Genomic DNA, 15109 nt, shown 5'->3' on the forward strand with positions numbered 1-15109 from the left:
CACGCCCGTCGAACCCGACGTGAACATGACGTAGGCCAGGTTGTCCGGGTGCACGAGCGCGGGGAGCGCGGTCCCCGGCTCGGTGACCCGGTCCTCGTCGTCCTCGATCACCACGAGGTGACCGCCGTGGACCCGTTCGGCGGTGGCCCGCCAGGCGCGGTCGGTCACCAGCACCGACACCCCGGCGCCGGTCAGCACGGCGGTCATCCGGCCCGCCGGTGCGCGGGTGTCCAGCGGCACGTACGCGCCGCCTGCCCTGACCACGGCGAGGAGCGCGGCCACCAGGTCCGCGGAGCGGTCGGCCAGCACGCCGACGCACTGCTCGGGCCGCACCCCCAGGCGCAGCAGGCGGCGTGCCAGGCGGTCGGCCCGGGCGTCCAGCTCGGCGTACGAGCACTCCACGCCCTGCGCGACCACGGCCACGCCGTCAGGGGTCCCGCGCACCTGCTCGGCGAACAGGTCGACGATGGTGGGCGCCGCGGCGGGCGGGGTCCCGCCCGCACCGGAACGGGCCGCGGCGGTCGACGGTGTGACACGGGCGGCTTCGGGGAGCGTCATCGCTGTCCAAACCTCTTTGTGGGCGCGGCAGGGCGCCGCAGAAGCACGGGTGGGGTGGGTGCCGCGCCGGGCGGCGGTGGGGGGGGGTGCCGCGGAGGTGCTGCGGTCAGGCCACTTCTCGCGCGCGCTGCCGGCGGCTCGCGATCCGGCCGCCGACCTGGATGCGGTCGACCACGCCGCTGCGCGGGTCGCGGAGGAAGCGTCCGGGGTGACCGGCCTCGCCGCCGGCCGGGTCCGTCACGGAGAAGACGAGCCCGTCGTGGAGGGTGAGCCGCGCCGCCTCGTCACCGTCGACGACGAGGTGCAGCCCGCCGTCCCGGACGACCACCGAGTAGACGGTGTCTCCGTTGAGGTAGTCGCCGGCGCAGCCGGGCGGGACGGACACCCGGGGACCGAGGTCGACCGAGGTGGTGTGCTCGCCGACGTCGAGGCCGGCCGCCCGCAGGTCGGGGAGGAGCTGCCGCCACAGTGCCGCGCCGGAGGCGGAATTGGCCGTGAGCGCCACCACGGCGCCCGATTCGGGGTCGATGCGCAGGTGGCAGGAGGTGCCGTCGGCGGTGCCGTCGTGGCCGAACCACTCGGTGCCGCCGCGGCGGAACAGCGCCAGGCCCAGACCCCAGCCGTCGGCCAGCCCGAACGGCTCGGCGCCGGGAACGGGGCGGCGCATCTCGACCAGGTCGTCCGGGGCCACCAGGCCGTGGTCGGTCCCGCCGTGCTCGGGGCGCAGGTGCACCCGGGACAGCTCGACCAGGTCGGCCGCGCTCGCGGCGAGCCCACCCGCCGGCGCCTCGATCGGCGACAAGTCCTGCTCGACGGGGCGGACCTGGCGCAGGACGCGGTTCACGGTGTGGCCGTGCGCGATGGACGGCGCCGCGGCGCCGTCGCCCACGATGAAGGCCGGGGTGATGCCCAGCGGCTTCAGCAAGATCGTCTGGACTGCCTCCGACCACGTCATCCCGGTCGCCACCTCGACCAGGCGGCCCGCCAGGGCGTAGCCGGCGTTGGAGTACGAGAAGCCCTCCCCCGGCGCGTGCAGGAGTTCCAGGAGGGACGCCGCCAGGGGCGGTCGGGCGTCGGCGGACGGCGCGACGACCTCGGAGCGCAGTCCGCCGGTGTGGCTGAGGAGGTGGCGGGTGGTCAGCACCTCGGCGAGCCGGCCGCCGGTCTGCCGCACCTCCGGCAGGTACTCGGCGACGGGTTCGTCGAGGTCGACGTCACCGTCGGACACCAGCACCATCAGCAGCGTCGCGGTGAAAGTCTTGGTGATGGAGCCGATCGGCACCTTGGTGTCGCGGCCCATTGCGCGTCCGGAGGCGTGACGCGCCTCACCGAACTCGAACTCCCACACCTCGCCGTCGCTCAGCAAGGCCAACTGCGCGCCCGGGACGCCGTGCTCGCGCACCGCTCGCCGAAACGCTCTGCCTAAGTCGTCCACAGCCCTCTTCCTTCACTGACGAGCCCTACCGCTCGTCGGCTGGACATTTCTCCCGCAGCACCCGCAGCACGGTGCCCGATATCCGCGCAGGCGCACACCCGGCGGAAATCGACGGATGATCACACTTCGCAGCCGAGGCCGTGACCTCCAACAACAGTGAGCACGGAGAGTCCTGTACCCACTTCCGCAGGTTTCACACGCACATCCCGAACTGCTGCTCCGAACTGATCCAGTCCACGCGACCGCAGAATTACCGCACCATGTTTGCGACCACTCGACCGGCTTGACGACCGCCAAATGGACTATTCCCAATCGAGCAGACTTCACGTTTTGCGGATCGTCAAGGGCAATTTCACCGATGGTCACCACGACTCGTGAGGTTCACCCGAACGCCAGGTTTGAGCAGGGAACGGCACATGTCTGCGCCAACGTGAATCGCATAGCGCGATCGAAGGCTGACCCGAAAGACGATATCCACTCATAAAAAATGTATTCCACACAGCGGACACCAGTCGCTCCGCGAGTCCTCCGGCCGCGCCGGCACCTCCTGCGGGACGATCTGGTTCGACCTACCGCAGGAACGTGTCGCATCGGGGGCGGAGCATGACCACGACACCAGCCGGGACGAGCGGCCTCGTCCTGGCCTCGACAGAGGTCGGCGCGGCGCTGTGGGCGGCCGGTTACGCGGACCGGTGCGGCCTCGGCCTCACCGTGGCGCACACCGCCGACCGGGCCACGGCGGCCCACGACGTGGCAGCGCGCCTGCGCGCCGACTCGCCACACCTGGACGTGTCCACCCAGAGCACCGCCGAGCCGATGGCGCACGTCTTAGCGGCCCAATCCCACACCGCGGACCTCATCGTCGTGGATGCGGAGCGGACGACACTGGCCCGCACCGTGACCGCACGCGCCCGGTGCCCCCTCGTCGCCATCCCACCCATCACGAACCAGGACCACGACCTCCCGGTGGTGGTCGGCACCGACGGCACCCACCTGGCCGAAGCGGTCGTGCTGGCCGGCCTGACCCTGGCGGCGGCCCTGGGGACCGGGGTCCGCGTGGTGTGCTGCACCCTCGGCACACCGGTCACCGGACCGTGGTCCACCTCCGGCGCGCAGAACACCTTCGCCGTGACCGACAGCTGCGCCGAGCAGTACCCGGACGTGCCCGTGGAGGTGCGGATCGCCCGTTCCCACCCGGTCACCGGCCTGATCCGCCACGCCAGGCTCGCGTCCGTCCTCGTCATCGGCTCGGAACCGACCGGCGACCACTCCACCAGCCACCACCTGCTCAACCGCAGTCCCACCCCGGTCGCCCTGATCGGCCCCCTCGTACCCGCACACCGCAAGCCCGTCCCCCTCGGCTGCTGCCCGGCCGCGGAGCCGGGCTGAGCACGACCTGCGCAACACCGGGCCCCCGCCGAGTCGTCGATCACTGGTCAAGCGTCGGGGACGATCTTCACCGCGAGCAGTCGCATCCGGCCGCCGACGGCGTGATCGAGTGTGGAGAAGCCACGCCAGGTCATCCGGTAGTGGCCGGTCAGGGTGATGGGTTGCTCGCGTCCCTTGGTCGTTCCGGCACCGGCCTGTACCGACCGGGCTCGTTCACCACTGAGAGTGGTGCCGGAGACCACTCTCGTCACGATCACGACCCGTCTTCCCCGCGAGAGCGGGGGTGGCCCCAGCGAGCGATCGTCCGGTGTGGACGGACCGCCGTCTTCCCCGCGCGAGCGGGGGTGGTCCGCTGCACCGCGAAGCGCTCACCGGCTATGTCATGTCTTCCCCGCGCGAGCAGGGGGTGGTCCCCCACGCGCATGTGCGCGCAGTCCTCGGCGAGCGTGTATCCCGGTGGAGATCGGTATCGCAGTGGTCAAGCACTACGCCAACCATTTCCTGCACCCCGATGAAGCGGCCCGCTTGCAGGCACTGGACGCCGCCGACGTGTCGTTCGTCGGCCGCAGCGGAACCCATGAAGCACTCGAATCGGCTGCTGCACACAAGCTGGAAGGTTTCCACCTCGACAAGGTCAGCTTCGCCCGCAGCGTTCTGGAAGTCTCCGTGACGCGACACCAGGCGGCGCGCACGTTGACCACAGTCGACCGCAAAGCAGCACGGCGAATCCCCTGCCAGCCCCACTTCGCCACGGGCATCGGCGGTCAACGACGTCGAGCGACCGGTGCTGCGACACGAGGTCGCTGGGCCTCACCGGACCGCTGGCCGCGGAGAACGCCGGCCGGCTGTCGATCATCCAGGCTTGGAACAGTTCGATGTGTTGCTTCTCCACCGCGGTGGGTCTTGTGCGGCAGCGTGGGTATCGCTGTCCATAGGTCCTGCCGCCAGGTAGCGCGTCAACTGGGATACGGCGAGGATGTAGTTGTACCGGGTCGTCATCGGGTGGTTGCGCGATCGGAGGGTGCGGTCCCAGTCGCGTAGGAAGCTCGACCATAACTTCGGCAGGTCAGTAAGCAAGGGGTCGAGATCCGACGTTGTCGTGTGTCGCTTCGGGGAGTGGGACGCCGGGTGGTTCGTCGTCATGCTGCACGCTCCGAGGTGGCCGGGGTGCCAGAGCGACATGACCAGGGCGGGCACCCATCCGGATCGCCGTCCTCCTCCATGCTGTCCGCTGCCACGTCTGCTGAGTCGGAGGTGATCAGCCGTAGGTGCTTCCTGCTCCTGGACTTGGCGGGCGCGTCGAGATCAACTTCGTCCAGCGGAAGGCAGGAACAGTACTGGCCGAGCAACTCCTGCCCTTGCGTGGTGCGTGCTGGTAGCCGTGGCGGATGGCGCGGTCGAACTCGACGGTCTCGGCCCAACCGTCCGGGTCTTTGTCGCGCACCCACCGTCAGCCCGCGTTGCCGTGAACGGGCAAGTTATTGCGAATATCAGGTAACGATCGTCGGTGAGTGTCCTCGTTACTCGGGTGCTTCTGGGCGGAGGGCCAGGAGCAATCGAGCTGACGAGCATTCCGTGACCTGCGATGATCCGCTGGTGCCTGATGACAGCAGCGACCAGACGTGTCGATGTCGACGACGTGTGAAAACTGACCCCCTGGCGACGGACGAAATCTGACCCCCGTTGACAGTAGGGAGTGCTCAACGTGGAGGACTGGGCGGAGATCCGCCGTCTTCACCGGGCCGAGGGGATGCCGATCAAGGCCATCGTCCGGAAGCTCGGTGTCAGCCGTAACACCGTCCGGCGGGCTCTGGCCGCGGACGAGCCGCCGCGATACCAGCGGCCGGCGAAGGGGTCGATCGTGGACGCGGTCGAGCCGGAGATCCGGCGGTTGTTGGAGCAGTGGCCGACGATGCCGACCACGGTGATCGCCGAGCGGATCGGCTGGACGAGGTCGATGACGGTGCTCAAGGACCGGGTGCGGGAGCTGCGGCCGTTGTTCGCGCCGCCGGACCCCGCGTCGCGGACGGAGTACCGGCCGGGCGAGCTGGCGCAGTGCGACCTGTGGTTCCCGCCGGTGGACGTGCCGCTGGGCTTCGGGCAGGTCGGACGCCCGCCGGTGCTGGTGATGGTGTCGGGTTACTCGCGGGTGATCACCGCGATGATGATCCCGTCGCGGCAGTCGCCGGACCTGCTGGCCGGGCACTGGGCGCTGATCGGCGGTTGGGGTCGGGTGCCTCGGGCGCTGGTCTGGGACAACGAGTCCGCGATCGGCCAGTGGCGCGGCGGGAAACCGGTGTTGACCGAGGCGATGAACGCCTTCCGCGGAACGCTCGGGATCAAGGTCGTGCAGTGCCGCCCGGCCGATCCCGAGGCCAAGGGCCTGGTGGAACGCGTCAACGGCTACTTCGAGACCTCGTTCCTGCCCGGCCGCGGGTTCACCTCGCCGACCGACTTCAACACCCAGCTCACCGACTGGCTGGTCACGCGCGCCAACCGGCGTCGACATCGCGGCCTGGGCTGCCGCCCGACCGATCGATGGGACGCCGACCGGTCCTCGATGCTCGAGCTGCCACCGGTCGCACCGGTCGTCGGCCGGCGGTCCACGACCCGTCTGCCCCGCGATCACTACGTCCGGGTGGACTCCAACGACTACTCGGTGCACCCGACGGCGGTCGGCCGCCGGGTCGAGATCACCGCGACCCTGGAGGAGGTCCTGGTGACGCTGGACGGCACCGAGACGGCCCGACATCAACGGTGCTGGGCGGATCACCAGAGCATCACCGACCCCGCCCACGTCACCGCCGCGGCCAGGCTGCGGCAGTCCCGCCGCCTGGCCGCGGTCCCCGCGGTCGACACCGATGTCGAGCACCGCGACCTGACCGACTACGACCGCATGTTCGGCCTCGCCGACAGCACGGACGAGGAGATCGCCTGATGGCCGCCAAGACCGTCAACACCAACAGCCGCAACGTTTCCAGCGAGATCGCCTACCTCACGCGGGCGCTCAAGGCGCCGTCGCTGGCCGCCGCGGTCGAGCGCCTGGCCGAACGAGCCCGCGCCGAATCCTGGTCGCACGAGGAGTTCCTGGCGGCCTGTCTGCAACGCGAGGTCGCCGCACGCGAGTCCCACGGCGGTGAGGGTCGCATCCGCGCCGCACGGTTTCCGTCACGCAAGTCGTTGGAGGACTTCGACTTCGACCACCAACGCTCACTCAAACGCGAGTCGATCACGCATCTGGGGACGTTGGACTTCATCGCGGGCAAGGAGAACGTGGTCTTCCTCGGCCCGCCCGGGACCGGCAAGACCCACCTGTCCGTCGGCCTGGGGATCCGCGCCTGCCAGGCCGGACACCGGGTCGCTTTCGCCACCGCCGCCGAATGGGTCGCCCGCCTCGCCGAGGCCCACCACGCCGGACGGCTGCAACCCGAACTGGTCAAACTCGGCCGGATCCCGCTGATCATCATCGACGAGGTCGGCTACATCCCGTTCGAAGCAGAAGCGGCCAACCTGTTCTTCCAGTTGGTGTCGTCCCGCTATGAGCGGGCCAGCCTGATCGTCACCTCGAACAAGCCGTTCGGCCGCTGGGGCGAGGTCTTCGGCGACGACGTCGCCGCCGCCGCGATGATCGACCGCCTCGTCCACCACGCAGACGTCATCTCGATGAAGGGAGACAGCTACCGCCTCAAAGACCGCGACCTCGGCCGCGTCCCACCGGCCACCAAGACCAACGACTAGATCAACAACCATCCAGGGGGTCAGATTCCATCCGACCACCGGGGGTCAATATTCGAACGCCGTTGACAGTCGACGGTGTGGTCGGCTCGTGCGGTTGAACCGGGATCACTACAGGACGTTCGAGCGGATGCACTACGTGTGCTTCCACTACGAGTTCGAGCACGGCTTGGCCTACCCGGACGCAGATCCCGACGACGATTGCGGTGTCCCCGGTTGCCCATCGTCGCCGGCGGCGCGACACAAGGATCGGCTGACGGCGACGGTGCGGGCGTTGCTGGCTGACTGGTCGGATGGTCCGCCCGCGAACTGGGAGAACCGCTCGCTTCCGGACTACCTGGAGTCGCTGGCTGCCTGGCTGGATGACTGTACGGGCTACTACGCCAGCCGAGGTGTCCCCGTCCCCTGGAACGGTTGGGAGGTCGTTCAGGACGCGATGCGGGCTGCAACGATCTACGAGTAGTTGCGTGCTCATGCCTTCCCTCCATGATGATGTCCTGAACCACCCATCAGACGCGAACTCCTCGACCACATCCTGATCCTGGGTGAAGCGCACGCACGACAAGTCCTCACGACCTACGCAGACCACTACAACCGACACCGCCCCCACCAGGCCCGCGCGACCAACTACCACCCGAAGCTCATCAGCACCCCGCCGCGATAGACGACGTCGACACCTGCGGAGTGCTCCGCACCCGCATCCTCGGCGGCCTCGTCAACGAATACACACAGGCCACCTGACCAGCAGCGATGACTTCTCGAGCGGCACAGGACCCGGCTCGACCTACCGGCCTCCTCGACGTCCGGCCAGGCCGGCGCCGTGAGAACAGCGTGCGCACGTTCGCTCCGAGGTGACGAGTGCTCGTCCGGGCACTTGCCGGCTTGCACGAGGCGGTCCGGATCCGCTGGAGCACCGACTGTTCCATCAGTCGACCTCCGAGCAGACCGATCTGCCCGACCGGTTCGGAGGTTGCACGACCGTCAGCGCTGTCCCGCCGCCGGATACTCCTCCCTCGGTGATGACGACTCGCCGGCGATGGCGGCGTTGCCGAGCCCGTCACGGCATCACCACGCCGAGGTGCCGATCCCTCCCGGTGTCAGGAGTCCGCATCCGCCTTGTGTTCGTGCACCGGGACGGCCTGGACGAGTCCGCTGATGCGGAGGATGCGGAGGACCGGGCCTCGGGGGTTGACCGCCAGTTCGATCGTCCGACGCTCGGCCTGTTCGAAGAGGACGTCGATGCCCGCGCTGTCGAGGTAGGTGACCGCACGCAGGTCGATGACCAAGGTCGTGTCGGACGTCAGGGCGTTGTCGATGGCTTCCCGGAGCAGGGGCGCGGTGGCGAAGTCGATCTCGCCGGTGACGATGAGCCGAGCCGTGCCGTCGGCACGGTCGAGCAGCGTGGTGACCAGCTCATCGGTCATCGCCGAGCCTCTTTCGCATTGTGACGGTGGTGCCGTCGGGCCTGTGGTCGATGTCGACGGAGTCCATCATGGCCCTCATCATCGCGACGCCGCGCCCGCGGGTGGTGGGGGCGTCGGTCGGAGGTTTCCAGGACCCGGTGTCGCGGACGACGACCAGGAGTCCGTCCGGGTCGTGGCGGATGTCGAGGACGACCACCCGAGTGGGGTCGGACCCGTAGGCGTGCTCGATGGAATTGGTGCAGGCTTCGCAGACGACGAGCAGGACGTCGTCCACTGCCTCCTCGTCGAGCCCGACATCGACCAGCCACAGGCGCAGGTCCCGGCGCAACGGCGCGAGTCGCGCCGGGTCGGCCGGCAGAAACACCCTGAACTCGTCCGCGGCCCGCGGTGGGTGGCGGTACACCAGCAGGGCCACGTCGTCGGCTCCGCTCTCGCCGGACAGGAGCCGGTCGATGATCTCGTCGGCGAGGGCGTCCGGGGCCAGGTCCCTGTTCGCGACCGCCGAGGCGGCGAACAGGTCCAGCCCCACCTCCAGCCCTCGTCCGCGCCGCTCCACCAACCCATCGGTGTAGAGCAACAGGGTCGATCCCGGCGCGAGGGTCGCGGTGGCCTCGGGTCTCGTCGCCACCGGGATGGTGGCCAGGGGCACGGAACCGGCCTGCTCCAGCAGTTCGGCCCCTCCGGCGGCGTCGACCAGCAGGGCCGGTGGGTGGCCGGCACTGCTGTAGCGGACGGTGTGGCGGTGGATGTCGATCAACGCGCAGAACACCGTGGTGCACCGCGCACCGGGGATGCGCAGGGCGAACTCGTCGAGCACGCCGAGCACCTCGCCGGGCGACTTCGCCTGCAGCAACAGGGCCTGCGCGGCACTGCGGAGCTGGCCCATGACCGTGGCGGCGTGCAGACCGCGCCCGACGCAGTCTCCGACGACCAGGCCGAGCACCCCCTGGCCGAGGTCGACCACGTCGTACCAGTCGCCCCCGACCTCCAGCGGCCGCTCGGCGGGCAGGTAGCGGGCCGCCAGCCCGTCCGGCAGCTGCACCGGGCTGAGGATGGCGCGCTGGAGGACCGTGGCCACCTCGTGCTGATCGTCGAACAGGCGCGCCCTCTGCAGGGCCAGCCCGAGGTAGTCGCAGAGAACGCCGAACAGGGCACGGTCGTCGGCCGACAAGAGCCTGGGCGGATCGAAGTGCACCCACACCGCCGTCCGATCCCCGATGGGCGCTCCCATGCCGACACTGGGCTGCGTGGGCACGGCCGCACCAGCCTGCGTCCCCGCGCCGAGACTGTCGTCGGGCTCCACGTGCAGTCCGTGATCGCGGCGGATGTGATCCAGGGCCGACCGCATGTCCTCGGGCAGTGATTCCCACGATGGCACCGGCGGATCGGCCAGCACGTCGGTCCGACCGCCGGCATCCCACGACGCCTCGACGACCTGCTTCGCGCTCCACACCTTCCGCAGCTCCGCCAAGCCCGCCACGAGCACGTCGTGGACGTCACTGGACTGCGCCAACCGCGCGGTCAACCGGGCCAGCGGTCCGGCGCGGTCGATCGAGCGCAACTGGGGGGTGATGTCCCTGGCCGTCCCCACGAGCATCCGGTCGCCGGTACGGGGGTCGTCCAGCGCGTCCAGGGACAGTGAGATCCACACCCGGTGACCGTCACGGTGACGGAACGGCGCCTCGATCCTGCTGCGGCCGTCGACCAGGGCCGAGGCGATCGCCGCTTCGACGTTGTCCCGGTGCTCCCCGTCGGCTTCGGCGTCGGGCCACCACGGGTGCGCAGCGGTGTACGGCGTGCCGTGCTGGTCATACCCCGTCAGCGCCTCGAAAGCGGCGTTGACCTCGATCACCGCGCCGCTGGGATCGGTGATGAACACACCGTCCTGGATCGCGGCGACCAGGGCCGAACGCCACGCTGACTCGTGGTTGCGCGAACGGGCCAGTTCGAGGTTCGACCGGACCCTGGCCAGCAGTTCGAGTGAGGAGAAGGGCTTGACCAGGTAGTCGTCCGCCCCGGCGTCCAACCCTTGGATCTCCGCCTCCTCCCCCGCCCTGGCCGACAGCAGGATCACCGGAATGGTGGCAGTGGCCGGGTCCGACCGCAGCGCTTCGAGCAGACCGAACCCGTCGAGGCGGGGCATCATGACATCGGACAGCACCAGGTCCGGTCGCTCTGCGCGGGCCAGCTCCAGCGCCTGCCGACCGTCAGCCGCCACCAGCACCTGCCAATAGGGGCTGAGCAGGCGGACCAGCATCTGCCGGAGATCCGCGTTGTCGTCGACCACCAACACCCTCGCCCCCGGGGTGCTGCCCGGCAGCGGGTGCGAGGGCGGTGCGCCGGGAGCTCCAGGGTCGGTCGCCTCCCAGCGCAGCGCCTCCTCCAGGTACGCCGTTGCCTGGTTCGGACGTGTCGAGGGGGCATCCGTGATCGGCGCGGCGGTGTTCGGCACTCCACGACGCGGTATCCACACGGTGAACGCGGTACCCACTCCGGGCTCGCTCTGCACCGACACCATCCCGCCGTGCAACGTGACCAGTTGGTGGACCAGCGCCAGGCCGATCCCGCTGCCCTCGTGGGAACGACCCTCCGCCGATCGCACCCGGTGGAAGCGCTGGAACAGCTGCGGGATCTCGTGTGCGGCGATGCCCACACCCGTGTCGGCGATCCTCAACTCCACTCCGTCGCGCCTGGTCCGCAGCGCGACGTCGATCTGACCGCGGAGGGTGAACTTGAGCGCGTTGGACAGCAGGTTCAACACGATCTTCTCCCACATGTCGCGGTCGACGAACACGCCCTCGACATTCGCGAAGTCCGTCCGCAACTCCAAACCCGCGCGCCGGACCGCGGGCGCGAAGGACGCGACGATCCCGCTGGTGAACCCGCCCAGCTCCGTCTCGACCGACTCGGGCCGCGCCCGTCCCGCCTCGATCCGGGAGAAGTCCAGCAGGTCGTTGACCAGGCGCCGCAGCCTCGCCGCGTTGCGGCGGATGGTCTCCAAACGCTCGCGCTGAACGGGTGCGAGCGGGTTCGCGTCGTCGGCCAGGCCGTCCTCGGCCGGACCGGCGATCAAGGTCAGCGGTGTGCGGAACTCGTGGCTGACGTTCGAGAAGAACTCGGTCTTGGCCCGGTCGAGCTCGGCCAGCGCCTGGGCGCGGCGGCGCTCGTGGTCGTAGGCACGCGCGTCGGCCACCGCCGTGGAGACGTGACCGGCGACCAGGGACAAGAACGACAGGTAGTCCTCGTCCAGCGCACGGTGCGGGCTCACACCGGCCAGCAACACTCCCGCGGTGTCGTCGCTGCCGGAGGCCGCGATGGGCAGGGCGACGACCGCGTCGGGCAGCGTGTCCGACATCGTGCTCCACCCCGGCGTGAGCAGGCCCGCGCAGCGCTCGGCCACTCCCCTGGTCACCCGGACCGCACCCGAATCGACCACGTCCCACACCGACCAGGGGTCCTGCTCCCGCGTCACCAGCCGCGGATGGTCGTCGTGCCCCTCCACCAGACCCTGACTCGCGACGAGCCTGGCAATCCCGTCACCGGTGTCGCACAGGTGGATCGACGCGAACGGCAGGTCGGCCCTGTTGCGGGCCAGCACGTCGATGATCGCGCGGCATGCCTCGTCCACGCTGCGCGACTGCGAGGCGGAGACCTCACCCAACTCCCGCAGCGTCCCGAGACGGCGTTCACCCAGAACGCGCGAGGTGGTCTCGGTGACGGCGGTGAACACACCGGCCACACGTCCGGACTCGTCCCGGATGGCGCTGTAGGAGTAGGTGAAGTACGCCTCCTCCAGGTAGCCGAACCGATGGGCGGGCAGGAGCTGGTCGTCCGACCACGTCGCCTCACCGGTCTCCAACACCCCGCGCAACTGCTTGCCGATGATGTGCCACATCTCCGGCCACACCGACTCACCCGGACGCCCCAACGCCGGGTGCTTCGCAGGCCCCAGGATCGGCACCCACGCGTCGTTGTAGAGCAGCACGAGGTCGGGACCCCACCAGATCACCATCGGGTGACGGGAGGACAGGCAGATCCCGACCGCCGTCCTGAGACCGGCGGGCCAGCCCTCGATCGGCCCAACCTGCGTGGACGACCAGTCCAACGCCACCACCCGACGGGCCATCTCACCACCCGACTCCAGGAACGACAGGTCCGCCGGCAGATCGTGCACGTCAACCAACTCCCGAACCGTCCCGTCCACCCACCGCGCGCCACGCCCGGCACCCGACCCGACTACAGCTCCTGCGGAGTACCCACACTAATGAACACAACCGCCCCGCCTGGGTACGACGGTCGGAGTGCGTCGACATGGGGGTTGGGCCCATCCACGGTTCGCACCGCCGGGACATGCCGGGGTTGACGCCCTCGCCGCCGCGCGAACCGAGACCCGGTGGTCAACCCCGCACCCTCAACGGACACGACGCGTCGGCGCTACCCGTGGAGGCGCGTGGCCGTCGTCGTCGCACGATCAGTCTCCGTCGGACGTCTGATCCCTCCGCGGAAGCGCTCGGTGAACGACCGCGCCCCGACGGTCAACTGCTGTCCCGACTCGGTCGCCACCCCTTCCCAGCGGACGGTGGCGGTGGCGGTGGCGGCCCAGGCGCGGGGTGGCGGCGGTGCCGGGCTGTCGTGGACCTCCACGGTGAGGTGCACGGGTCCGTCGTCGCACTTGGTGAGCAGTTCTACCTGACCTGAGCCAGGGTCGACGATCAGTGCGCCGTACTGGCCGGCGGCACCGGTTTGCGGCAGGTCGTCGGCCTGCAGCAGGAAGCAGCCGTGCTCGGCCTCGATGGTCCCGGTGTACCGGTTGGTCATGATCATTTCGATCAGCCGGCCAGACCTCATGCTGTTCCGCAGAGCAGATTCAGATCAGCGCGGTCAGAACGGCACCGCCGTCCACCTGGATCAAATCCCCGGAAATAGGGACCAACTCGCCCTCGCGAATGCCCGCCCCACACATGAAACGCACACCCGGCGCCTTCCAGTAAAGTTCATCGAAGTTCCTGGCACCGAAGGAGAAATCGCAGAGAAGCCCAGGTTCCGTCGGGGAATAGAGCACCAGGAGATGACCGTGCCGCGCCGCGCGCGAATCGCCGAGCAGTGTTACCACGTCTTCCTCCGACACCCCCCGGAGCCGGATCTCCCGGTGCGGGACGGCCGCCCAGTCGAGCCTCGCCCCGCTCGCGTCCCACGGCAGCGAATCCAGGTACCCGCTGAATGCCCGGCAGACCTCTGTCGGGACGATCCGCAGAGCGCCTTCGGTGAGGTAGTCCGCCAGGTGCTCAGCCTCCACGTGCACGCGATCACCTCGAGGGGAAGTAGCTCAGCACTTCCGAGTACTGAAGTTGGTCTGCGCCCTCAACCTCAATGACACCATAGTTCCAGTACGACTCGTTCGGCAAACGCCTGACACAGATCAAGAAGGACATCGACGGCACCGGACCGCAGGTCGCCGAGGACTTCTACTACGGCTACAACCCGCACACCGACGTCGAGACCCTGACCAAGGACAACGGCGACACCCGCGCCACCTACGGCTACACCGCCTACGGCAAGGACGACACCGAATCCTTCACCGGCATCGACAAGCCCGAAGCCCAACAGCCCGGCAGGGAGCCGTACAACTTCTACCGCTACAACGGCAAGCGCTGGAACCTGTCATCCAGCAGCTACGGCATGGGCTTCCGCGCCTACAACCCCGGCCTCAACCGCTTCCTCACCCGCGACAACTACAACGGCGCCCTCGCCGACATGGGCCTGAAAGCAGATTTCAAGGAGTCGATGTCCGCGACGACGTTGAGGGCGCCTCGGTAGTCCGGTCCGTACCAGCGGCCGAGGAACTGCGCCAGCAGGCCGGCGGAGGGCACCAGCAGCGGCACGGTCCTCAGGGCCTCCGACGACGGGTTTGTCCGGCAGTTCACGGGCGCTGAGGTTGGTGAGCAGGGCGACGCGTTCGCGGTGCCATTCGATGAAGTCGTAGTCCAGGGTGACGGGCCGGTCGTACTCGGCGGCGAGGCTGCCGAGCACGAGGTCGACGTGTTTGGCATCGAGACGGGCCCACAGGTCTCGGGTGCGGACGTGCTCGATCTTGAGCTGGACACCACGGCTCTTGAACTCCGCGCGCAGGGCGGGCCAGACGGCGCCGAGGAACTGCACCGTGAACTCCGTGGTGCCGACGGCGATGGTGGAGCCGACGCGTCGCCGGGTGTGGGGCAACCGCTCGCCCCAGACGCGAAACCGGATCACGATGGCGGCTGCTGTCGGGGAGGTCGTCCTCGGCAGTGCGCCGGCAGCGGCGGGGACCGCGTCGACCGAACCCGACGTCACCCTCGAACAGCGCGTGCAGGACGGTGGCGCACCCCTTATCAGCCTCGACGAGGGCGCCCAGATCATCGCCGAGTGCAGCGGTGGGCAGTACGACGGGCATCGACTGACTTCCGCCGCTTCTGATCCCACCGTCGGTACCGCGTCGACGCGGACTCCGGCACATCAGCACCCACCCCGGCGTCCGTGTGCGCAAGCGTGGGTGTGCCCCGCCTTCGACAACGCTGGGTCAGCGTAGACG

General features: G+C 69.3%; 13 protein-coding genes. 5 read left to right on the plus strand and 8 right to left on the minus strand.

The window, feature by feature from the left end:
• Nucleotides 1–558, minus strand: a 558-nt coding sequence (locus tag ACFQ3T_RS15180; RefSeq protein ID WP_380723899.1) for an AMP-binding protein, incomplete at its 3' end; no start/stop codon positions are given.
• Between the two features lie 106 nt (nt 559–664).
• A complete protein-coding gene (locus tag ACFQ3T_RS15185; RefSeq protein ID WP_380723900.1) occupies nt 665–1993 on the minus strand; it encodes a serine hydrolase domain-containing protein in 1329 nt (442 codons plus the stop codon).
• A gap of 603 nt (nt 1994–2596) precedes the next feature.
• Between ACFQ3T_RS15185 and ACFQ3T_RS15190 the strand changes: the two genes are divergently transcribed.
• Nucleotides 2597–3382 carry an adenine nucleotide alpha hydrolase family protein gene (locus ACFQ3T_RS15190; protein ID WP_380723901.1) on the plus strand — a complete coding sequence of 262 codons (786 nt, stop codon included), beginning with the start codon at nt 2597–2599 and terminating at the stop codon, nt 3380–3382.
• 47 nt (nt 3383–3429) lie between these two features.
• Here ACFQ3T_RS15190 and ACFQ3T_RS15195 read toward each other — a convergent pair whose 3' ends face one another.
• Nucleotides 3430–3639, minus strand: coding sequence for a hypothetical protein (locus ACFQ3T_RS15195; protein ID WP_380723902.1), 210 nt, complete (start codon nt 3637–3639; stop codon nt 3430–3432).
• 1439 nt (nt 3640–5078) lie between these two features.
• On the opposite strand from ACFQ3T_RS15195, the gene istA reads away from it, so the two are divergent.
• From istA to ACFQ3T_RS15215, 4 genes are all read left to right on the plus strand, one after another.
• Nucleotides 5079–6320: an IS21 family transposase gene (gene istA, locus ACFQ3T_RS15200; RefSeq protein ID WP_380723903.1), complete on the plus strand. Its 1242-nt coding sequence runs from the start codon at nt 5079–5081 to the stop codon at nt 6318–6320.
• Complete coding sequence (gene istB, locus ACFQ3T_RS15205) at nt 6320–7120, plus strand: IS21-like element helper ATPase IstB (protein WP_380723904.1); 801 nt, start codon at nt 6320–6322, stop codon at nt 7118–7120. Before istA ends, istB begins: the two co-directional genes overlap by 1 nt.
• Nucleotides 7121–7208: 88 nt before the next feature.
• Nucleotides 7209–7580 carry a DUF7660 family protein gene (locus tag ACFQ3T_RS15210; protein ID WP_380723905.1) on the plus strand — a complete coding sequence of 124 codons (372 nt, stop codon included), beginning with the start codon at nt 7209–7211 and terminating at the stop codon, nt 7578–7580.
• Nucleotides 7581–7658: 78 nt separating this feature from the next.
• Complete coding sequence (locus ACFQ3T_RS15215; protein WP_380723923.1) at nt 7659–7781, plus strand: integrase core domain-containing protein; 123 nt, start codon at nt 7659–7661, stop codon at nt 7779–7781.
• Nucleotides 7782–8214: 433 nt separating this feature from the next.
• Here the strand turns inward: ACFQ3T_RS15215 and ACFQ3T_RS15220 are convergent, their stop codons facing one another.
• The 5 genes from ACFQ3T_RS15220 to ACFQ3T_RS15240 all read right to left on the minus strand — a co-directional run bounded on the left by ACFQ3T_RS15220 (nt 8215) and on the right by ACFQ3T_RS15240 (nt 14871).
• Nucleotides 8215–8541, minus strand: a complete 327-nt coding sequence (locus ACFQ3T_RS15220) for an STAS domain-containing protein (RefSeq protein ID WP_380723906.1) — start codon at nt 8539–8541, stop codon at nt 8215–8217.
• Entirely contained in the window at nt 8531–12715 is a 4185-nt protein-coding gene (locus ACFQ3T_RS15225) for a SpoIIE family protein phosphatase (protein WP_380723907.1), read from the minus strand. The genes ACFQ3T_RS15220 and ACFQ3T_RS15225 overlap by 11 nt, the downstream gene beginning before the upstream one ends.
• 260 nt (nt 12716–12975) lie before the next feature.
• Nucleotides 12976–13359: a hypothetical protein gene (locus ACFQ3T_RS15230; protein WP_380723908.1), complete on the minus strand. Its 384-nt coding sequence runs from the start codon at nt 13357–13359 to the stop codon at nt 12976–12978.
• A gap of 49 nt (nt 13360–13408) precedes the next feature.
• A complete protein-coding gene (locus tag ACFQ3T_RS15235) occupies nt 13409–13843 on the minus strand; it encodes a hypothetical protein (RefSeq protein ID WP_380723909.1) in 435 nt (144 codons plus the stop codon).
• Between the two features lie 359 nt (nt 13844–14202).
• A complete protein-coding gene (locus ACFQ3T_RS15240; protein WP_380723910.1) occupies nt 14203–14871 on the minus strand; it encodes a hypothetical protein in 669 nt (222 codons plus the stop codon).
• Nucleotides 14872–15109: the final 238 nt, after the last annotated feature.

This window comes from Saccharothrix hoggarensis (assembly GCF_042678885.1).
GTDB lineage: Bacteria > Actinomycetota > Actinomycetes > Mycobacteriales > Pseudonocardiaceae > Actinosynnema > Actinosynnema hoggarensis.

What these genes read in the sequence shown, in the direction of transcription:
- ACFQ3T_RS15190 (WP_380723901.1), top strand. Translation starts at nt 2,597, where the DNA reads ATGACCACGACACCAGCCGGGACGAGCGGCCTCGTCCTGGCCTCGACA.
- istB (WP_380723904.1), top strand. Translation starts at nt 6,320, where the DNA reads ATGGCCGCCAAGACCGTCAACACCAACAGCCGCAACGTTTCCAGCGAG.
- ACFQ3T_RS15220 (WP_380723906.1), bottom strand. Translation starts at nt 8,541, where the DNA reads ATGACCGATGAGCTGGTCACCACGCTGCTCGACCGTGCCGACGGCACG.
- ACFQ3T_RS15230 (WP_380723908.1), bottom strand. Translation starts at nt 13,359, where the DNA reads ATGACCAACCGGTACACCGGGACCATCGAGGCCGAGCACGGCTGCTTC.